Below are 18,168 nucleotides of genomic sequence, written 5' to 3'. Positions count from 1 at the left end.
TCCCTACTTCACGAATTCCCGGGTGAACTCGTTGATCGAGCGCGCCTTCACAGCATCCCAGTCCCAGGCAATGCCGATGCCGGCTTCAGACGGCGCAATGGCGCGTCCGTTACGGATCTCCATGCCCTTGGTTGTCAGTTCATCGAGCTGCGGAATGTATTCGACATATTTGCCGTTCGGCACGGCGCAGACAAGGCTGACATGCAGTTCCATCAGGAAATGCGGGCAGACCGGAATATCGAAAGCCTCAGCAGCGTGCGCGACCTTCAGCCAAGGCGTGATGCCGCCGATGCGGGCGACGTCGACCTGGACGATCGAGCAGGCCCCCTTCTGCATGTACTCACGGAAATGCCGGATCGAATACATGGATTCGCCGACGGCGATCGGGGTCGGGGTCGAGCGTGTCAGGCGGATGTGGCCGTCGAGATCGTCGGCCGGCAGCGGCTCCTCGATCCAGGCGAGATCCAACTCCTTCAGCCGAGCGGCCCGGCGGATCGCCTCGTCAACGGTAAAACCCTGGTTACAGTCGGTCATGATCTCGAAGCCATCACCGAGCGCTTTGCGCATCGCCGACAGGCGATCATAGTCCTCGGAGCCGTGCGGCTTCCCGATCTTGACCTTGGAGCCGGAAAAACCCTTGGCCTTGGCCTGAAGCGCATCCTCGACGAGGGCTTCCTTTTCGATATGCAGCCAACCGCCTTCGGTGGTGTAGAGCGGGCAACTGTCCTTGGCGCCACCGGCAAGCTTCCAGAGCGGCAGCTTCTGTTTCCGTGCGCGCAGGTCCCAAAGGGCGGTGTCGACGGCAGCGAGTGCCAGCGCCGTTATCGGGCCGATCGTCGTCGCATGGGTGGCAAATTCCATCTTGTGCCAGATGGCTTCGATGCAATCGACGTCCTCGCCGATCAGGATCGGAACGAGATGGTCGGACAGCAGGCGCATGACGGAGGAACCGCCCGTGCCGATCGTGTAGCTGTAGCCCGTCCCGGTCGCGCCGTCGGAATCCGTGATCGTGACGATCGGCGTTTCCTGGCTGACGAAGCTCTGGATCGCGTCGGTCCGCTTCACCTTCGGCTGCAGATCGACCATACGCAGTTCAATTTTCTCGATCCTTGCCATGTCAGCCTTCCAGAGCCTTTCCTGTCTCGATGTCGAAGAGATGGGCGCGGGAGAGATCGAAGCTCATGCGCACACTTTCGCCTGAGCGAAGCGGACGCGGATTGAGCATGCGCGAAACCCAGTCGCGGCCATTGAATTGGATGAACACCAGCGTCTCGTTGCCGAGCGGCTCGGTGATGGTGACGGGCAGCTCAACCTCGTGCACGGCAGCGGCATCGCCGGCATGAAGGCCATGGCCCGTGGGGTAGATATCATCGGGCCGCAGGCCGAATGTGACCTTCTGGCCGGCGCGGAGCGCGCCGACAAACCGCGGCGGGATGGGCAGACGGACGCCGGTCGCAAACACCAGCTGGCCATGGTCGACCACGGCCTCGTCCATGTTCATCGGCGGCGAGCCGATGAAGCCGGCAACAAACTTCGTCGCGGGTTTCTGGAAGACTTCTTCCGGTGTTCCGACCTGTTCGATATGGCCGTCGCGCATGATGACGATGCGATCGGAAAGCGTCATCGCCTCGACCTGGTCATGCGTCACATAGATCATCGTCGCCTGCATGCGGGCATGCAGCTTCTTGATTTCGGTGCGCACCTGGGTGCGCAGCTTGGCGTCGAGGTTGGACAGTGGCTCGTCGAACAGGAAGACGTCGGGCTGGCGCACGATCGCACGGCCCATCGCCACGCGCTGGCGCTGGCCGCCGGACAGCTGCGACGGGCGACGTTCCAGCAGATGGCCGAGATCGAGAATGGTCGCAGCCTCATCGACGCGCGCCTTGATGTCGTCAGTAGAGCGGCCGGCGATCTTCAGCGAGAAACCCATGTTCTCGGCGACCGTCATATGCGGATAGAGCGCGTAGGACTGGAAGACCATCGAGATGTTGCGGGCGCGCGGCGGCAGGTCGTTGACCTTGCGGCCACCGATCTCGATGGCTCCGCCGCTGACATCTTCGAGGCCGGCGATCATGCGCAGCGTCGTCGATTTGCCGCAACCGGACGGGCCGACCAGGGCGATGAACTCGCGGTCTTTCACCTCGAGATCGATGCCGTGAACGACTTCGAGCGCGCCATAGCGTTTGACCAGTTTCCTGAGGGTGACAGGAGCCATGAATGTTATCCTTTCACCGCGCCGAAGGTGAGGCCCGAAACGAGGTGCTTTTGAATGATGAAGGTGAGCGTGAGCGCCGGGACGATCATGACCACGGCGAGCGCGCACATACCGCGCCAGTCGATCGTGAACTCGGCGGTGTAGTCGAGCAGGCCGACGGGCAGAGTTTTCGAGTTGACCGAGCGGGTGATCTGCGAGGCCAGAGCATATTCATTCCAGGACGTGAGGAAGGCGAAGATGCCCGCGGAGGCAATGCCGGGGCCAGCAAGCGGAAACTCCACCTGCCAGAATGCCTGCCAGGGTGTGCAGCCGTCGATCTGGGCGGCTTCCGCCAGATCCTTCGGTACCTGACGGAAGAAGCCGTCGATCAGCCAGATAGTGAAGGGCACGTTCAGCGCGACATAGGTCAGGATCAGCGAGAAATGCGTGTCGATGATGCCGGTGCGGGCATAGATCATGAAGAGCGGGAGGGACAACGCGATGCCGGGAACGGCGCGCGTCAGCATGAAGCCGAGGAAAATCGCCGACTTTGCCTTGAAGCGGTAACGGGCAAAGGCATAACCACCGGCCATGCCGATCGCCAGAGCGATCACCGTCGACGTGACGGAGATGATGAGAGAGTTGCGGAAGTAGTCCCAGACGGGAACCCCGCCCTGCCCGGCGCCGGCGAACATGGCGCGGTAGGCATCCAGCGAAATGCTTTCCGGGATCCAGACCGGCGGCTTTGCCATGATCTCGACGGTCGGGCGCAACGACGACAGCACGATCCAGAGGCCCGGCAGGCAGATCACGGCCATTGCGAGAAACAGCCCGATCAGATGCGCCGTCTTCAGGAGGCGCCGGCGCAGGCGATGTGACGAATTGATATCCATTACCACTCGGCTCCGATCTGCTGGCGCGCGGCGGCGAGCTTGCGGAAGAAATAGACGGTGAAGACGATCGACAGCAGGATGGCGACATAGGCCATGGCGTTGGCCATCCCCATGCGGGCGTCGGCGTAGGCCGTGCGGCCGATCAGGGTCCACAGAAGCTCGGTGCGCTTGGCCGGGCCGCCATCGGTCATGATCTTCACGATGTCATAGGCGCGGGCGACGTCGAGCGAGCGGATCGTCATGGCGATGAAGGCAAAAGGCATGAGATAGGGCCAGGTGACGTAGCGGAATGTCTGCCATGGCGTGCAGCCATCGACATGCGCCGCCTCGACCGGGTCCTTCGGCATCGCCAGAAGACCGGCAAGAATGAGGATCGCGAAGACCGCAGTCGACGACCAGACCTCGGCAATGATGATCGAGATCAGCGCGAGGTTGCCGTCAATCAGCCAGGGGATGGCGCGGTCCGTCAGCCCGAGCGACTGCAGCGCATTGTTCACGAAACCGATGTTGTCGTTGAACATGAATTTGAACTGGAAGCCGACGAGCACCGGTGAAAACATCATCGGGAACATCATGATGGTGCGCAGCAGCCGCTGGCCGTGGGTGGCCTTGTTGACAAGGAGCGCGAGGCCGAGGCCAAGCAGCATCTCCGTGTTCAGTGCGACGGTGAGCAGAAGGACGGTGCGGCCGAAAGCGACCCAGAAATCCCAGTTGCTCAGCACGGTGATGTAGTTGCGCAGACCGACGAAGATCCAGAGCGATTCAGGCTTGGTCAGCCGGAACGGCGTGAAGCTCGAATAGAAGGAGAAGAGCAACGGCACCACGATGACCGCTGCCAGCACGACAAAGGCCGGTAGCAGCAGAAGGACCGGTGCGGACAGTTTCTTGAGCTTCATCAGGCATTCCTGAGGGTGACATCACAGTGCCGCGCGTCAGATATGACGCGAAAAAGACGCTGCAAGGCATTAAACTTGCTGCATAATCCTTCCTGACCATTTCCGATCCAGGGAGTTACGCAGTAAATGACGAAGGCGGCGCCGACACCTTGGTATCGGCGCCGCCTTCCTGTCTCTACTCAGAGCTTTCCTGCGTCTTCCAGGATGCCGGTCGCCTTTTCGGCGGCAGTGTCGAGCGCTTCCTTCGACGTCTTGTCGCCGAGGATGGCGGCCTGGAGTTCAGGATAGACGGCGTTGGAGATTTCGATCCATTCTGCAGTCTGCGGAACCGGGAATGCATGCTTTGCCGCTTCCTGGAAAGCCTGCAACACCTCAGTCTTGTAGGCATCGCCCTCGGCGGCCTTGATGTTGTATTCCCAGACGGCGGTGCGCGTCGGCAGCGGACCGGTCGCCGATTCCAGCTTCTGGCTATCCTCGTTGGTCAGCCACCAGACGAGCGAAGCTGCCGCTTCCTTGTTGGCGCAGTCCTCGGTGACCGAGAAGCCGTGGTGCCCGGACCAGCCCGTGCGCTTGCCCGAGGAACCTGCCGGCTGAACCTTGACGCCGACATTGCCGGCAACCTTCGACGACTTCGGATCGTTGAAGAAGCTCGCCCAGCCAGGCCAATCGAGATTGACGGCGATCGAGCCGGAAGCAAAGCCCTGGCCGAGATCGTCCCAGAGGTAGTTGGTCGTGCCCGGAGGAACGGCCTTGTCCTTGTAGAGCTTGACGAACCAGTCGAGCGCCCGGATGCCGGCTTCGGAATTGAAGGCCGGACGTCCATCCTTGTCGAGGTATTCGCCACCTTCGGCGACCAGCATTTCATAGAAGCGGCCATTGATGGCCTCTTCCTTGCCGGCAAACTGCGTACCGTAGAAGTTCGGCGGGGCCGCGAAGAATTCTGCCTGGTCGCTGACCTGCGCCCAGGTATCCGGCGGCGTGAGGTCGTAGCCGTATTTTTCCTTGAAGGCGGCCTTCTTGGCATCGTCCTGGTAGAGGCTCTTTTGATAGTAGAGCGCCGACACGTCGAACTGCGCGCGTGGAAGCATGACGAGCTTGCCGCCGAGCGTCGAGGCGTCGATGACAGCCGGCACGAACTTTGCGATTTCTTCCGGCGGAAGCAGTGCCAGGAGATCGGTATAGATGTCGGGGTATTGCGGGGCGAAGGAAGAGTGGTTGGAACCGACGCACCAGCTGATACCGCCCGTGGCGATATCCGACTTGATCTCCTTGTCGAGTTCGAAGTGATTCTTCTTCGACAGGATATTGACCTTGGCGCCGGTCGCCTTCTCCCATTCGGCGATGCGCTCATAGAGCTTTTCGTATTGCTGTCCGCCGATCAGCTTGGCGTCGATGGTGACGCCTTCGAACTTGCCGGGCAGTTCCGCGGCGCTGGCCGCTCCCACTGCGCAGGCAAGCATGATGACTCCGGCCGAGACGCCGGAAAGCAGCCTGTTCATAACCTCTCCTCCACTGTAGCGCGCCCTCATCCCGGCCCGCATTTCTCATTTGTGAGAAACTAATTCATATACAAACAACAATTTTATCGCTCGTCAAGGGTGAACTTTCTTTTGTCGGCGGCTTTCTCTGCGTATATGGATATCGATATTCACTAAGGAGGACGCCCATGGACACCGAAGAGTCCGATCGCTACCGCGCCCCCGCGCTGGACAAAGGACTTGATATTCTCGAACTGCTGGCGAGCGTCGATGGAGGCCTGACGCAGGCGGAAATATCGAAAAGGCTCAATCGGAGCCCGAACGAATTCTACCGGATGCTCGACCGGCTCGTGCGCCGCGGCTACGTCACGCGAATCGATGGCGATCGCTATTCCCTGACGTTGAAGCTTTTCGGCCTGGCCCAGCTTCACGCACCGGTGCGGCGGCTGGCCTCCTATGCGACGCCACTGATGCGCGATCTTGCCCAGCGGTCGAAGCAGGCCAACCAGTTGGCCGTGTTCGATCGCGGCTCGGCCGTGGTCATCGCCCAGCAGGAAGCGCCTGATTACTGGGGTATCTCAATCAGGGTCGGCTCGCACATCAGCCTGTTCGATACTGGCTCCGGTCACATCCTGCTCGCCTTCCGCACGCCGGAGGAGCGGGAAATGATGATCGCCGAGCACGCGCGCAGCAAGGACGAGATCTTGCTTGGTCCGGAATTCTATGCCCGGCTCGACCAGATCCGCGAGCGTGGCTACGAAATGATGGCAAGCGCCCAGACGGCCGGCGTCTACAACCTCTCGGCGCCCATTCTCGGGCCTGACGGCCGTGGCATCGCGGCATTGACCATTCCCTATATTGCGCTGGTCAATGCGCCATCTGCGCCTGATATCACCGAGACGATCTCGCTCCTGCGCAGCGCGGCAACACAGCTTTCGGTGCTCGCGGGATCGGATGTGGCGCAATCGTCGGAATGAGCAGGTGCCGGATCTACGGTCGGCACACGACGTCCGCGATCGCTGCATACTGTCAATTTCTTATTTGAATGATCTCTTCTCGTGTGAGAGTGTGAGGCGTATGGAGGAAGCCGCATCGTGATCGTTGATACCCATCTGCATCTCATCAACAAGTCCGCGTTGACCTATCCCTGGCTGACGGGCGTCCCGGCGCTGGATCGGGATTTCCTCTATTCGACCTATGAGGCGGAGGCCCGGCGTGTCGGCATCGGCACGGCGTTGCACATGGAAGTTGACGTCGATCCCGGCGAAATGGAGCTGGAGACGTCAGAAGTTCGGCAACTCTCGCAAAGAGCGGGCAGTCTGCTCAAGGGGGCAATTGCCGCGTGCCGGCCGGAAGAGGACGGCTTTGCCGCCTATCTCGAACGGCAACAGGACGATCCCCTCGTCAAGGGGTTTCGCCGTGTCCTGCATGTGGTCCCGGACGATTTGTCGGACGGCGCCCTCTTCCGCGAGAACATCAGGCGGCTTGGCGGTAACCGTTTTACCTTCGATCTCTGCGTCCTGCCGCACCAGATCCCCAAAGCGATTGCCCTTGCCGATCTCGTGCCCGATCTGCAGTTCGTGCTCGACCATTGCGGCGTTCCCGATATCCGCAACGGCGCCGAACATCCCTGGCGTGACCATATGCGCGAGATCGCAAAGCGGCCGAACGTGGTTGCCAAGATATCCGGCGTCGTCGCCTATGCGGATGAAAGCTGGAATGTCGAGACGCTACGACCTTACGTCGAGCATACGATCGCTACTCTCGGCTGGGACCGCGTCGTCTGGGGCAGCGATTGGCCCGTCTGCACGCTCGGCGCCAACCTTTCAACCTGGGTTGCGACCACTCACGCGTTGCTGGAGCACTGCAGTCCGGACGAGCGGACAAAGCTGCTGTCGGCAAACGCACGTCGAATCTGGAATCTCGCGTAAGGAAGCAACGCGGCCCATTGTGGCCACCCACCCTCACGACAAAGCCTGAAACCGCTAGGTCGGCCTTTTTTGCTGAACACCGGAGATGAGCCGATCGCTTATCTCCGGTGTTTCTCTTTACGCCGCCGCGAAGCTTTCGGTGAAAAGCCGGTTGAGATCGTCAACGACCTGTCGCGCCATCTCCTTGCGCAATAGCCCGTCATTGATGCGATCCGAGGCCGCCTGCTGGAACGGCATGTAACCATCGTGTCGGGGACGCACCCAGGCGGTTTCGAGCGTCGCACGGGTCGCGCGATAAAAGTTTGATGTCGCCGCGTTCACCGCATCGTCGTCCCAGGCGTCGCCGTGTCCCGGCTGTCCGCCGCCAAAGGCGTAGGCCTGGCGCTGGACCGCACCGCTTGCAACCCAATAGGCAAAGTCGGTCGCGGCGTCGATGGACGACGAGAAGCCGGAGACGGCAATGCCCGTTCCGCCAAGCGCCGAACCGCTTGGGCCATGCTGGCCGGCGACCGGAATGTCGCCAAACCGGATGAGCGACGGCCGGAAACCGGCAACCGAGTAGCTGACGTAGCCGTAGATTAACGGCGCGCAGGCGGCTTTTGCCTCCGGGGCCGACATCGCCTCCAGCACCGCGATCGGATCCATCGCGAAGCAGGCGGGGTCGATCAGCGATACAAGCTCGGAGAGCATCTCGAAGGCGGCAACGCCTCCGTCACGGTCCACCAGGTCCGCTTGTCCGCTCACTGCGCAGGGGTGACCGAGATTGCCGCAGAGCGTGTAGAAGCTCATCAGCGAATGCGGCGGTCGCAGCGGCAGCAGCACCGCACCCTTGCGCGCGAGGTCCAACATGCCGGACCAGCTCGAAACACGCTCTCCGAGATCAGGGCGCCAGGCCTGGACCTGTGCCGCGGCATCGATCGGAAAGGCCCATTGGCGCCCGTTCCAGCTGTAACTCGGATAGGATTGCCCGACCGACCCGGCTGCAAGCACGGAACGTTCCGCTTCTCGACCGGCCACATCAAGAGGCGCAAGGCACCCTTCATTGGTGATCTGCCCGACATGCGGGTGATCGATAACGATCAGATCGTATGCCTTGGCGAGCTCCTCGACCGGATAGGTCTCGAAATCCTGCAGCGAGCGCTTCTCCCAATGGATGGCAACCCCGGTCTCTTCCTGCCAGAGTCTCGAACACGCCACCATGGGGTCGTAACCGCGTGGATGGCTCCACGTCATGCCCTTGAGGGTGACGGTCATAGGCCGAACTCCTTGCGGATCGATGCACTGTGTTCGCCGATTCTGGGGGCAGCGCGATCGACCTGGGCGCGCCGACCGTTGACCCGCAGCGGCGAACGCGTGGTCAGGATTGACACGTCGTCTTCGCGGTTGACCGTCTGCAGCATGTCAAGGGTGCGGAAGCCGTCGCTTTCCAGCAGTTCGTTCCAGTTGAGCACGCGAGCGCACCAGATGTCGGCCGGCTCGAGCACGGCCAGCCAATGGTCCACCGTGTTTTCGCCGATGCGCTCGGCGATCAGGGCCTTGATCTCGTCTCTTGCGGAAAACCACGAAGACGGGTCGTCGCAATAGGGCGCGAGCTGCGGCATCTCCAGGAGGTCGGCAAGTTTCGAGATCGGCGTCATCGCGATCGCGAGGTAGCCGTCCTTGGCGGGGTAGACCCCGTAGGGCGCCGACAGATAGGCGTGGGCGCTGCGGAAATCCGAGCGCTTCGGCAGCCGCCTGCCGTCGTTGAGATGGGTCGTCAGCACCTCGAACTGGAAGTCGACCAGCGCTTCGAGCAGGCTGGTTTCAATCAGGCTGCCCTTGCCGGAGATGCCGCGGCGGACGAGACCAGCAAGAATGCCCTGGGCGGCTGCAGCGCCGGCAAGCATATCGCCAATGGCAAGACCGAAGGGGACCGGCCCTTGCGCTTCGTCGCCGTTCAACCACATCACGCCGGAGCGCGCCTGCGCCAGCAGGTCCTGACCGGGCCGCTTGACCCAAGGGCCCTCCTCTCCATAACCGCTGATCGAAGCGTAGACGATGCGCGGGTTGATCGCCCGAACGGCCTCGTAGTCCAAGCCCAGCCGTTGAATGACGCCAGGTCGGAAGTTCTGGATCAGGACGTCGGCCTTGGCGAGCAGCGCCTTCAGCGCCGCGACATCGGATTCGTCCTTGAGATCGATTGCCAGACTTTCCTTAGCGCGATTGATCGCATGGAAGATGGTGGAATCGCCACCGATCTCGGTGTCGCTGAGATAGAGGCGGCGCGATAGATCGCCGCCATCCGGGCGCTCGATCTTGATGACGCGCGCGCCCAGGTCCATCAGCCGTAGAGAGCAATAGGGACCGGAGAGAAACTGGCTCATGTCGACGACGACAAGGCCGGCCAAAGGCAGTTCGTTTTCCTCGTGCATCGCTGTTCTTATTTCTCTGTCTTGCCGACGAAGTCAGCCGGATTGTTGTACTTCACCGTCTGCAGATGCTCGCAGTAGAGCACCAGCTCACCCTCGTTCTTGAAGACCTGATAACTGGCCCGGATCAGGCCAAGCTCCTTGTAGCGCGGTGTTTTGTCCATGTTGGTGCGGATCGTGTAGATCGTGTCGCCCAGAAAGACCGGCTTGATGAAGCGCAGCTTGTCATAGCCGTAGGAAAAAGCGTTGACGCAGTTGGTGGCGACGAGGCCGAGGCCGGCCGAAAAAACGAAGGCGCCAGCCACCAGTCGGCGGCCGAAGATGCCTTCCCGTTCCGCGAACATCTGATCCTGGACATAAGGGTGGATGTCGACGACCAGCGTGTTGAACAGGTGGCTGTCGCTCTCGGAGATCGTCCGGCGCAACGAGCGGATGCGCTGGCCGACCGGCCAATCCTCGTAAAACCAGTTTTCGGCATTCCACACCGGAAGGGCAGCGTGATCCTCCGGCATGTCGGTGGGGCGTGTCGTAGACACGCCAACGGTTGGCGAGAATTCATTCATGAGAAAACCCTGCGCTGGCTCGTATCCGCATTGGCAGCTGGCAGCGAGTGGTCGCGCTTATCATATGGGCGCGGCTGTGCTGGTTGGGCATTATCTCCTCCATGAATTTTCTTATGTAAAGATACTGTTCACATATGGAGGCTTTTTGCAAGATGCAAATGACCATTGCGCCCGGCCTGATCTGCCGGCCAAGAAAGCCATGGATCGAAAGAAACGCTGCAGAGCGGTGAGTGAAAAATGGTGCCGTCCCAAGCGGCGCAGGATGCGAAATCTATCGGGTGCTCTTGCGGATGCGGCTCACCTTCTCGTCGCGAGGCTTGGATGCCTGAGGTTGAGGGCCGGGTTGCTCTTCCTCCTCAACTACCGCTTCGAGCCTGCCGACGACGGAAAGAACAAGAAAGGCGGATCCTGTCGCAAAGGCAGCGATGATCCAGTGGCCGAAGCCGAGAGCGAGGCCAATGGCGCCCGCCAACCACAGACTACCGCCGGTCGTCAGGCCCTGGACCTGTCCGCGCGACAGTACGATGGTGCCCGCCGCAAGAAAGGCGACGCCCGCGGTGACCGCTTCAACGACGCGCAAGGGATCGATCCGGACCCGCTCGTCTATGAAGCCCTTCATATAGACGCTTTCAAGCGAGATGACTGCAAAGGTGCAGGCGGCGAGGCACACGAGCATGTGCGTCTTGAGACCGGCCGGGCGGGCTTTGGCTTCACGCTCGAAGCCAATGATCGAGCCCATCAGCAAGGCCCCGAGAATGCGCGCGAAGATGACCGGATAGGGAATCTGCGACGGCGGAAACATGTCTGCTACGATTTGCTCCATGCGGAACCAACGCGAGTGCTTCGCATTGGTTCCGCATGATGGCGCCGCCTTCCGCCCGGTGGGCGGCGCCGTCGAGCGGCCCGTCCCCGCCCGCTCGTTTCAGTGTGGCTTTGCTTTAGTTGCCGAGTGCTGTGAATGCGGCGTCCAGCCGTTCCTGCGCCTTCTTCGGGTTCTTGGCGCCCTTCGCCGCTGCGAGGTTGGCCGGGCTGTCGCCGACCTGAACCACGCCGACCATGCCCATGCCGTAGTGCGGCGTGCATTTCACGCCGTAGATGCCGGGTGCAGTGAAGGTCACCTTGTAGTTTTCGTTGATTTTGCTCTTGAATGCCTCTGCGCCATCCGGGATCATGCCCTTGATCGTTTCGACGTTGTGGCCCTTGTCGGTCGGGATGAACGTCACCGTGTCGCCGGCCGCAACCTTCAGCGACGCAGGTTCAAACACCATCGCGCCTTCCTTGCCCTTGTTGAGCATGTGCACTTCGAAATCCGCGGCGGTTGCGGGCGCAGCGATAAGCATGACCGCCATTGCGAGGCCCAATCCGCTCTTGATTGCTTTCAACATCGTCTTCTCCGTTTGACCGAGCAGCCCGTGCTTGGGTTGTTCGCCGCAGTATTAGTCCGAAGGCCGTGCACCTAATTTGATGCGCGTCAAATTGGATGCGGATTCCCGGCGACGGTGAATTGACACTAATTAGGACTCCTATATATATCAGGAATGGCAAAGAACACGACGACACCGCCTGCAATTATCGACCGCATAGGCGACGGGTTCGCACGGATAGCGACGGCGATGCGGACCGAAGCATGGACGGCAGCCGACGTGATCGGGTTGAACCCGACACAACTGCAGATCCTGATCTTTCTGGTGGGCCGTGGCAAAGCTGGCATGCGCGTCAAACAGATCGCAGCCCATCTCGGCGTCAGCCAACCGACTGCGACGGATTCGATCAATGCACTGACGCGCAAGGGTTTTGTCGAGAAGCTGGCGGACCCTTCGGATGCGCGGGCCGTAGCGGTGGCCGCGACGGCCGAAGGCGAGGCCGCCGTGCGCCGCGCCGGCATGATTGCCTCGGCGACAGACGCTGCCTTTGCGTCGCTATCGACGCTCGGACAGGAAGATCTGCTGCTTCATCTGGTCAAGATCATCCGCACGCTGCAGGCGTCCGGCGCCATCCCGGAACAACGCATGTGTGTGAACTGCCGATACTTCCAGCCCAATGCCTATCCGGGTTCGAAAGAGCCGCACCATTGCGCCTTCGTCAACGCACCGTTTGGCCAAGCGGATTTGCGCATCGATTGCGGCGAATACGAAACGGCAGACGCCTCAAGCCAGGCCGCCGCCTGGAAGATATTCAACCGTGGCGCGGCCTGAGGTGGGGCAGATGCAATGAAGGACACCACCGACCCATCATTTGTTTCGACCAATGCACCGGCGCTGCCACGCCCCAGCGTGCTGACGTCGGCACCAGGACAAACCGCTTCACCCTCGGGACCAAAGGATTTCACCGCATTCAAGCGCGCTTTCGGCCCCGATGATGTCGGCGCCGGCCCGTCGACTGCCATCGGCGGACCGGCATTTTCTCCCTCCATGCAAATAGAAAGAGAAAACCATGAGCAGAATTAATCTAGTTGACCCCAAGACGGCAACCGGTGCCAGTGCAGAACTGCTGGGCAGCATCCACGCGGCCTTCGGCGCGACACCGAACATGTTCAAGGCGGTGGCCAATTCCCCGGCGGCACTTGCCAGCATGTGGGGTTCGTTCGGCGCGCTTGGCAATGGCCGGCTCGGCGCCAAACTCGGCGAGCAGATTGCCGTCGCCGTCGCTGACCGCAATGATTGCCACTATTGCCTGGCGGCGCATACGGCTCTCGGCCGCAAGGCCGGCGCGACAGCGCAGGACATGGCTGACGCCCAACGCGGCCACTCCGCTGATCCGAAGACCGCGGCGGTGCTTTCATTCGTCCGCATCCTGGTCGACGAACGCGGTCAGGTCTCGGATGCTGACGTCAAGGCGTTGCGCAATGCCGGCTTCGACGATCAGGACATTGTCGAGATCATCGCGCACGTGGCGCTCAATCTCTTCACCAACTACATCAACGTGGCCCTCGCCGTGCCGGTCGATTTCCCCGGCGTCAAGCTCGTGCGCGAAGCGGCCTGACATCCCGCCGGGCAGGTCCTGCCTGCCCGGCCCCTCCCAAAAGGAATGGCCTCATGATCGCTGATCTCTCAAATCAGGCGCCGGAACTGGACGTGAGCAACTGGTTCAACACCGCAACACCGCTGAGCCTCGGCATGCTGCGCGGACGCGTCGTCTTCATCCACGCCTTTCAGATGCTTTGCCCCGCCTGCGTATCGTACGGATTGCCGCAGACCCAGCGCGTGCAGCGGCTGTTTCGCGACACCGATCTCCAAGTGATCGGCCTGCACACGGTTCTCGAACATCATACGGCGATGGGTCCGGAGGCCCTCAAGGCGTTCATCCACGAATACCGTCTAAGCTTTCCGATCGGCGTCGACGCGGCATCACCCGATACGCCGATACCGCGCACGATGCAGGGCTACGGCATGCGTGGCACGCCCACGACCATTATCATTGGCCGCGACGGCAAGGTCCGCCACCATCGATTCGGGATCGAGGACGATCTGCTCGTCGGAGCTTGGCTGGCGACAGCACTTGCAGAACCGCTGCCGGCAACGACTGTGCCGGTGGACATCGCCGGCTGCACGACTGACGGCTGCGCAATTCCCGATGAGATTTCACGTCGAATAGAGACAGGAAAGCGATGACACTGAAATCGGCCCTGGTGATCAGGCATGTTCATTTCGAGGATCTCGGCACCTTTGCCGCTCCCCTTCGCGCTGACTACGGGATAGAATACCGCGATGTCGGAACTGCCGATTTTCTGGATTTCGCGCCGGACGCCCCCGACCTTGTCGTTGTACTCGGCGGACCGATCGGCGCCTACGAGGACCGGACCTACCCGTTTCTGCAGCGGGAGGTCGAGGTGCTGGCAGCACGACTGAAGACCGGTCGGCCGACCCTCGGCATCTGCCTTGGCGCGCAGCTGATTGCGCGCGCAAGCGGCGCGCGGGTCTTTCCATTGGGGATCAAGGAGATCGGTTTCGACCCGATCAGCCTTAGCGAGGCCGGCCGTGCTTCTCCGCTTCGTCATCTGGATGGCGTGCCGATGCTGCATTGGCACGGCGATACCTACGATCTTCCCGCCGGCGCCACTTTGCTGGCGTCGACCCCAAAGACCGTGCAGCAGGCGTTTTCCATCGGCAACAATATTCTCGGGCTTCAGTTTCACCCCGAGGCGGATGCGGGAGTGGCGTTTGAGCGGTGGCTGGTCGGTCACGCCTGCGAGCTGGTGGCGGCAAAGATCGACATCGGAAAACTTCGCGACGATGCGACGCAATACGGGGCCACACTAGCGACGGCCGCCGACTCGATGATGACGGCATGGTTGGAGCAGTTGCATGCGGCCTGAGCAAATAAAGCCGATTGCCCTCAATGCATTGCTGGTGGGTTCACTGACCGCCATCGATGAACGCGGGACGCAAAGCGGTATCGACAAGAAGCCGGTCGCCGGGGCGTTGCACCTGTCGCCGACCGGCTTCGTTGGCGATCACCAGGGCGACCTTAAACGACACGGCGGCATCGAGAAGGCTGTGCACCACTACCCCGGCGATCATTACCGGCTCTGGCGGTCGGAGATCGGCCCGGCAGCGGTTCTCGATCACCCTGGAGCGTTCGGCGAAAACCTGTCGACATCCGGACTGACGGAAGATGATGTGGCCGTCGGAGATCGGTTTCGCCTGGGCCGTGCCCTGCTCGAAGTCAGCCAGGGCCGGCAGCCGTGCTGGAAACTGAACAAGCGCTTCGGTCAAAGCGACATGGCCCGCCGTGTCCAGCAATCCGGTCGCACCGGATGGTACTACCGCGTGATCGAGGAAGGGCGCGTTTGCGCGGAAGACGCCCTCGCTCTGGTCGAGCGCCGATACCCGACTTGGACCATCAGGCGACTCTGGCATTACCTCTACGTCGACACGATGAACCGGGACGCCCTTCAGGAGATTGCCAACCTCGATATCTTGCCGACGAACTGGCGCGACTACGCGATCAAGCGGCTGGCGACCCGCAAGGTCGAGGACTGGACGCGGCGTCTTGAGGGCCAGCACGAAGGGTAGATGTGGCCCCGGCTTGCTTGCCCGGCAAACGTAGAAAGCCTGCTCTGTGTCAGGCGATTTGCACCGCAGGCCTCGACCGGGACTGGCTTGCGAGACGCTGCGCGACCTGATGAGCGACGAAGATCGCATGATCATTCACCTGCGGCAGCCCCATCAACTCGCCGAATGTGCCGCGGGCAAGCGGGCCGGCGATGAAAAGCGCGTCGTCGCTTTTTCCGTCGCGGTCGGCTGCGCGGCTTTGTTCATCGCAGGCAAGGCCGAGGCCCACCCCATCCAGTTGCAAATGGCCAGCATCGGCCATATCGGCCAGCCAACCCTGGCTCCTGAGGATAGCCGTGTGCGCCGGGCCGGTGGTCACGACGCAGGCGTCAAATGTCATCTGCTCGCACTTGCCGGTATGACGGTGTCTAACCTCGGCGGTGATGGTCTCGCCGGCCCGGGCTATCTCTTTCACCGATCCGCCAAGAACCCTCACATCGCCGTGGTCAAGCCCTTGGCCGATGACCGCATCTATCTGTGGTGCGACCCGGAAGCGATGCACATCCCAATAGGGCCTCAGGTGGCGAACAAGTCGTTTTCGCTCCGGGATAGGTAGGGCTCCCCAGATTTCGCCGCCCTGGGCGCGCAACGCGTCGAAAACCGCGTGCCAGCTATGACCCGCCGTCGGCGCCTCCTGAACTGCCTGGCGTATCCTACGCAACAGCGAACGAGCGGTTCGCGAAGGATCGGTGACGAAATCGCCAAATGGCTCCTGCGCCGTTGTCGCGTGTCCCCTCGACCGAAGCCCCCGGCGGGAAAGGGCGGTGATCGGCCCTCGGTGGCCGTTTCGTCTGAGCGAGGCGATGACATCGGCCGAAGTCAGTCCGTTGCCGATCAGGAGGACGCGATCCTCCCCGCGGATTACGGATAGGGCGCCTGACAATGTCGAGTCGGCGACGAAACGTGGATGGCTGGCGAGCGCCTTGGCAATGTGCCGGGGTGCACACGGTGCCGGGTGGGTCGTGGCAACGATGGCGATGTCGGCCAGGATATCAGTTCCTCCATCGGCCGCGATCCGCCATTGCTCGCCCGTCCTGACGATCTGGGCCACCCGTTCGTGACAGTGCTGGACCTGACCGCTCCGAAGAAAAGGTGCGATGAAGTCGCCGACATAGCGGCCGAAGACCGCGCGCCGAGGGTAGAGATTCCCGTCTTCGGTCAGCGCATCCTGGTCGTCGCGCGGCTCACCTTCAGCGGCCAGCCAGTGCAGAAAATCGTCCGGCTCATCCGGTATCAGGCTCATGCGCGCCGCCGGTACGTTGATGCGATGCGCCGGATCGGAGGTGTCGTAGGCAAGACCGGCACCCAGGCGCCCCCGAGGCTCGAAGACGATGATATCGACCGCCTGACCGGTCGTGTTCTTGGCTAGGTTGGCGGCAACCGCCGCCCCGGTGAAGCCACCGCCGATGATTGCGACAACCGGTCGGCGGGGTCGACGCTTCACGATTGCGACACCTTTAGCTTGGGCCTGTGGTCGCCGGCAATGGTCTCGCCGAACGGACCGGTATTGATCGATGTTTCGCGCGCGGGAACCGCGTGACCCAGCGGCAGGTTTGGCAGCACGAGCTCGCCGAAGCGATAGGCCTCCTCCAGGTGCGGGTAGCCAGACATGATGAACGTATCGATGCCGATCTCGCGGTACTCTTCCATCCGCGCCTTGACCTGATCCGGATCACCGACAAGGGCGGTGCCCGCACCGCCGCGCACAAGCCCGACGCCGGCCCAGAGGTTGGGCGCCACCTCGAGCTTGTCGCGCCGGCCGCCATGCAACCGGCTCATACGACTTTGACCTACCGAATCCATACGCTCGAACACCTTTTGTGCCGCGGCGATCGTCTCGTCATCGACATATTGTATCAGGTCGTCGGCCGCCCGCCATGCTTCCTTTGCGGTCTCGCGCACGATCACATGCAGCCGGATGCCAAATGTAACTTCCCGGCCCTCGGCCTCAGCCAGTGCGCGCACTTCGGCAATCTTTCTGGCGACATCTTCCGGTGGCTCACCCCAGGTCAGATATTTGTCGATCGTTCTGGCCGCCACCTCCTGGCCCTTGCCCGAGGAACCGCCGAAATAGAGCGGCGGATGCGGCGTCTGCACCGACTGGAACAGCAGCTTGCCGCCTTCGATATCGAAATGTTTTCCCTTGAAAGTAACGTCTTCGCCGCGAAGGACTGATTTGTAGACGTTGAGAAACTCCTCGGTGACTTCGTAGCGCTCGCCATGCGACAGGTGGATGCCATCGCCCTTGTTTTCCGTCGGGTCGCCGCCCGTCACCACGTTGATCAGCAGCCGTCCCTCGGAAAGCCGGTCGAGCGTTGCCGTCATCCGGGCTGCCAGCATCGGTGAAAGCAGTCCAGGCCGCACCGCAATCAGGAAGCGCAGCTTCTCGGTCAAGGGTGCCAGGGCTGACGCCACCACCCAGCTGTCCTCGCAACTGCGGCCAGTGGGGATCAACACACCGTAGTAGCCCAGCGCATCGGCCGCCTGGGCGACCTGTTTCAGATAGTTGAGGTCGACATTGCGCCCTCCCCGTGATGTGCCGAGATAGCGGCTGTCGCCGTGAGTGGGCAGGAACCAGAGAACGTTGACTTTGTCAGGCGTGTTGCTCATGTGAATTCTCCTCGGACACGATCGACGGCAGGCGCCAGACAGGGCCGGCAGTCCAAAAAAGATAAACTCTATAAAATTTATTGACAATGAAAAATCCGGCGATCATTTTTGAGTAGAGGAAAAATTTTTTCCCGGATCGCG

At 61.6% G+C, this 18,168-nt stretch carries 20 protein-coding genes; 8 read left to right on the top strand and 12 right to left on the bottom strand.

The window, feature by feature from the left end; genetic code table 11:
* Positions 1 to 3 precede the first annotated feature (3 nt).
* From C6558_RS11240 to C6558_RS11220, 5 genes are all read right to left on the bottom strand, one after another.
* Positions 4 to 1,116 carry a mandelate racemase/muconate lactonizing enzyme family protein gene (locus C6558_RS11240; protein WP_057208031.1) on the bottom strand — a complete coding sequence of 371 codons (1,113 nt, stop codon included), beginning with the start codon at positions 1,114 to 1,116 and terminating at the stop codon, positions 4 to 6.
* Position 1,117: 1 nt separating this feature from the next.
* Positions 1,118 to 2,215, bottom strand: coding sequence for an ABC transporter ATP-binding protein (locus C6558_RS11235; RefSeq protein WP_025428740.1), 1,098 nt, complete (start codon positions 2,213 to 2,215; stop codon positions 1,118 to 1,120).
* Positions 2,216 to 2,220: 5 nt separating this feature from the next.
* Entirely contained in the window at positions 2,221 to 3,087 is an 867-nt protein-coding gene (locus C6558_RS11230; RefSeq protein WP_025428739.1) for a carbohydrate ABC transporter permease, read from the bottom strand.
* The gene (locus C6558_RS11225) at positions 3,087 to 3,983 is read right to left on the bottom strand and encodes a carbohydrate ABC transporter permease (protein WP_025428738.1); all 897 of its coding nucleotides are present in this window, start codon (positions 3,981 to 3,983) and stop codon (positions 3,087 to 3,089) included. Before C6558_RS11225 ends, C6558_RS11230 begins: the two co-directional genes overlap by 1 nt.
* A gap of 179 nt (positions 3,984 to 4,162) precedes the next feature.
* Entirely contained in the window at positions 4,163 to 5,482 is a 1,320-nt protein-coding gene (locus tag C6558_RS11220) for a sugar ABC transporter substrate-binding protein (RefSeq protein ID WP_057208035.1), read from the bottom strand.
* A 167-nt stretch (positions 5,483 to 5,649) separates the two neighbouring features.
* Here C6558_RS11220 and C6558_RS11215 point away from each other — a divergent pair, with 167 nt between their 5' ends.
* Both C6558_RS11215 and C6558_RS11210 read left to right on the top strand, forming a co-directional pair.
* Entirely contained in the window at positions 5,650 to 6,438 is a 789-nt protein-coding gene (locus C6558_RS11215) for an IclR family transcriptional regulator (RefSeq protein WP_057208037.1), read from the top strand.
* A 117-nt stretch (positions 6,439 to 6,555) separates the two neighbouring features.
* Positions 6,556 to 7,392 carry an amidohydrolase gene (locus C6558_RS11210; protein ID WP_057208039.1) on the top strand — a complete coding sequence of 279 codons (837 nt, stop codon included), beginning with the start codon at positions 6,556 to 6,558 and terminating at the stop codon, positions 7,390 to 7,392.
* 117 nt (positions 7,393 to 7,509) lie between these two features.
* Here the strand turns inward: C6558_RS11210 and C6558_RS11205 are convergent, their stop codons facing one another.
* From C6558_RS11205 to C6558_RS11185, 5 genes are all read right to left on the bottom strand, one after another.
* Positions 7,510 to 8,646 (bottom strand): ABC transporter substrate-binding protein, encoded by a 1,137-nt coding sequence (locus C6558_RS11205; protein WP_107027247.1) that lies wholly within the window; start codon positions 8,644 to 8,646, stop codon positions 7,510 to 7,512.
* A complete protein-coding gene (locus tag C6558_RS11200) occupies positions 8,643 to 9,803 on the bottom strand; it encodes a CaiB/BaiF CoA-transferase family protein (RefSeq protein ID WP_025428733.1) in 1,161 nt (386 codons plus the stop codon). The genes C6558_RS11205 and C6558_RS11200 overlap by 4 nt, the downstream gene beginning before the upstream one ends.
* A gap of 8 nt (positions 9,804 to 9,811) precedes the next feature.
* The gene (locus tag C6558_RS11195) at positions 9,812 to 10,363 is read right to left on the bottom strand and encodes a MaoC family dehydratase (protein ID WP_025428732.1); all 552 of its coding nucleotides are present in this window, start codon (positions 10,361 to 10,363) and stop codon (positions 9,812 to 9,814) included.
* A 271-nt stretch (positions 10,364 to 10,634) separates the two neighbouring features.
* Positions 10,635 to 11,186 carry an MgtC/SapB family protein gene (locus tag C6558_RS11190; protein WP_057208043.1) on the bottom strand — a complete coding sequence of 184 codons (552 nt, stop codon included), beginning with the start codon at positions 11,184 to 11,186 and terminating at the stop codon, positions 10,635 to 10,637.
* A 115-nt stretch (positions 11,187 to 11,301) separates the two neighbouring features.
* Positions 11,302 to 11,712: a pseudoazurin gene (locus tag C6558_RS11185; RefSeq protein ID WP_107027273.1), complete on the bottom strand. Its 411-nt coding sequence runs from the start codon at positions 11,710 to 11,712 to the stop codon at positions 11,302 to 11,304.
* Positions 11,713 to 11,976: 264 nt separating this feature from the next.
* Here C6558_RS11185 and C6558_RS11180 point away from each other — a divergent pair, with 264 nt between their 5' ends.
* Genes C6558_RS11180 through C6558_RS11160 form a run of 6 tightly spaced genes read left to right on the top strand, consistent with a single transcriptional unit; the run spans position 11,977 to position 15,378 of the window.
* Entirely contained in the window at positions 11,977 to 12,558 is a 582-nt protein-coding gene (locus tag C6558_RS11180) for a MarR family winged helix-turn-helix transcriptional regulator (protein WP_244496086.1), read from the top strand.
* 15 nt (positions 12,559 to 12,573) lie between these two features.
* A complete protein-coding gene (locus tag C6558_RS39645; RefSeq protein WP_146160878.1) occupies positions 12,574 to 12,810 on the top strand; it encodes a hypothetical protein in 237 nt (78 codons plus the stop codon).
* Positions 12,797 to 13,345 carry a carboxymuconolactone decarboxylase family protein gene (locus C6558_RS11175; protein WP_057208047.1) on the top strand — a complete coding sequence of 183 codons (549 nt, stop codon included), beginning with the start codon at positions 12,797 to 12,799 and terminating at the stop codon, positions 13,343 to 13,345. Before C6558_RS39645 ends, C6558_RS11175 begins: the two co-directional genes overlap by 14 nt.
* 53 nt (positions 13,346 to 13,398) lie before the next feature.
* On the top strand, positions 13,399 to 13,974 hold the full coding sequence (locus C6558_RS11170) for a TlpA disulfide reductase family protein (RefSeq protein WP_057208049.1): 576 nt from the start codon (positions 13,399 to 13,401) through the stop codon (positions 13,972 to 13,974).
* Positions 13,971 to 14,678 carry a glutamine amidotransferase gene (locus tag C6558_RS11165; RefSeq protein ID WP_198956849.1) on the top strand — a complete coding sequence of 236 codons (708 nt, stop codon included), beginning with the start codon at positions 13,971 to 13,973 and terminating at the stop codon, positions 14,676 to 14,678. The genes C6558_RS11170 and C6558_RS11165 overlap by 4 nt, the downstream gene beginning before the upstream one ends.
* Positions 14,668 to 15,378, top strand: a complete 711-nt coding sequence (locus tag C6558_RS11160; protein ID WP_057208052.1) for an MOSC domain-containing protein — start codon at positions 14,668 to 14,670, stop codon at positions 15,376 to 15,378. The genes C6558_RS11165 and C6558_RS11160 overlap by 11 nt, the downstream gene beginning before the upstream one ends.
* A 49-nt stretch (positions 15,379 to 15,427) precedes the next feature.
* Here C6558_RS11160 and C6558_RS11155 read toward each other — a convergent pair whose 3' ends face one another.
* Both C6558_RS11155 and ssuD read right to left on the bottom strand, forming a co-directional pair.
* The gene (locus C6558_RS11155) at positions 15,428 to 16,861 is read right to left on the bottom strand and encodes an FAD/NAD(P)-binding protein (protein WP_244494254.1); all 1,434 of its coding nucleotides are present in this window, start codon (positions 16,859 to 16,861) and stop codon (positions 15,428 to 15,430) included.
* Positions 16,858 to 18,027 carry an FMNH2-dependent alkanesulfonate monooxygenase gene (gene ssuD, locus C6558_RS11150; protein ID WP_057208056.1) on the bottom strand — a complete coding sequence of 390 codons (1,170 nt, stop codon included), beginning with the start codon at positions 18,025 to 18,027 and terminating at the stop codon, positions 16,858 to 16,860. The genes C6558_RS11155 and ssuD overlap by 4 nt, the downstream gene beginning before the upstream one ends.
* Between the last annotated feature and the right edge of the window lie 141 nt (positions 18,028 to 18,168).

This window comes from Ensifer sp. NM-2 (genome assembly GCF_003024455.1).
GTDB lineage: Bacteria > Pseudomonadota > Alphaproteobacteria > Rhizobiales > Rhizobiaceae > Ensifer > Ensifer canadensis.
The sequence above is the reverse complement of the archived record's forward strand: the minus strand, read 5'-3'. Positions and strand labels throughout refer to the sequence as shown.

Coding starts and splice junctions, on each gene's coding strand:
- C6558_RS39645 (WP_146160878.1), top strand. CDS start 12,574: ATGAAGGACACCACCGACCCATCATTTGTTTCGACCAATGCACCGGCG.
- C6558_RS11195 (WP_025428732.1), bottom strand. CDS start 10,363: ATGAATGAATTCTCGCCAACCGTTGGCGTGTCTACGACACGCCCCACC.
- C6558_RS11235 (WP_025428740.1), bottom strand. CDS start 2,215: ATGGCTCCTGTCACCCTCAGGAAACTGGTCAAACGCTATGGCGCGCTC.
- C6558_RS11230 (WP_025428739.1), bottom strand. CDS start 3,087: ATGGATATCAATTCGTCACATCGCCTGCGCCGGCGCCTCCTGAAGACG.
- C6558_RS11215 (WP_057208037.1), top strand. CDS start 5,650: ATGGACACCGAAGAGTCCGATCGCTACCGCGCCCCCGCGCTGGACAAA.
- C6558_RS11190 (WP_057208043.1), bottom strand. CDS start 11,186: ATGGAGCAAATCGTAGCAGACATGTTTCCGCCGTCGCAGATTCCCTAT.
- C6558_RS11160 (WP_057208052.1), top strand. CDS start 14,668: ATGCGGCCTGAGCAAATAAAGCCGATTGCCCTCAATGCATTGCTGGTG.
- C6558_RS11200 (WP_025428733.1), bottom strand. CDS start 9,803: ATGCACGAGGAAAACGAACTGCCTTTGGCCGGCCTTGTCGTCGTCGAC.
- C6558_RS11220 (WP_057208035.1), bottom strand. CDS start 5,482: ATGAACAGGCTGCTTTCCGGCGTCTCGGCCGGAGTCATCATGCTTGCC.
- C6558_RS11165 (WP_198956849.1), top strand. CDS start 13,971: ATGACACTGAAATCGGCCCTGGTGATCAGGCATGTTCATTTCGAGGAT.
- C6558_RS11240 (WP_057208031.1), bottom strand. CDS start 1,116: ATGGCAAGGATCGAGAAAATTGAACTGCGTATGGTCGATCTGCAGCCG.
- C6558_RS11175 (WP_057208047.1), top strand. CDS start 12,797: ATGAGCAGAATTAATCTAGTTGACCCCAAGACGGCAACCGGTGCCAGT.
- C6558_RS11205 (WP_107027247.1), bottom strand. CDS start 8,646: ATGACCGTCACCCTCAAGGGCATGACGTGGAGCCATCCACGCGGTTAC.
- C6558_RS11185 (WP_107027273.1), bottom strand. CDS start 11,712: ATGGCGGTCATGCTTATCGCTGCGCCCGCAACCGCCGCGGATTTCGAA.
- ssuD (WP_057208056.1), bottom strand. CDS start 18,027: ATGAGCAACACGCCTGACAAAGTCAACGTTCTCTGGTTCCTGCCCACT.
- C6558_RS11180 (WP_244496086.1), top strand. CDS start 11,977: ATGCGGACCGAAGCATGGACGGCAGCCGACGTGATCGGGTTGAACCCG.
- C6558_RS11225 (WP_025428738.1), bottom strand. CDS start 3,983: ATGAAGCTCAAGAAACTGTCCGCACCGGTCCTTCTGCTGCTACCGGCC.
- C6558_RS11170 (WP_057208049.1), top strand. CDS start 13,399: ATGATCGCTGATCTCTCAAATCAGGCGCCGGAACTGGACGTGAGCAAC.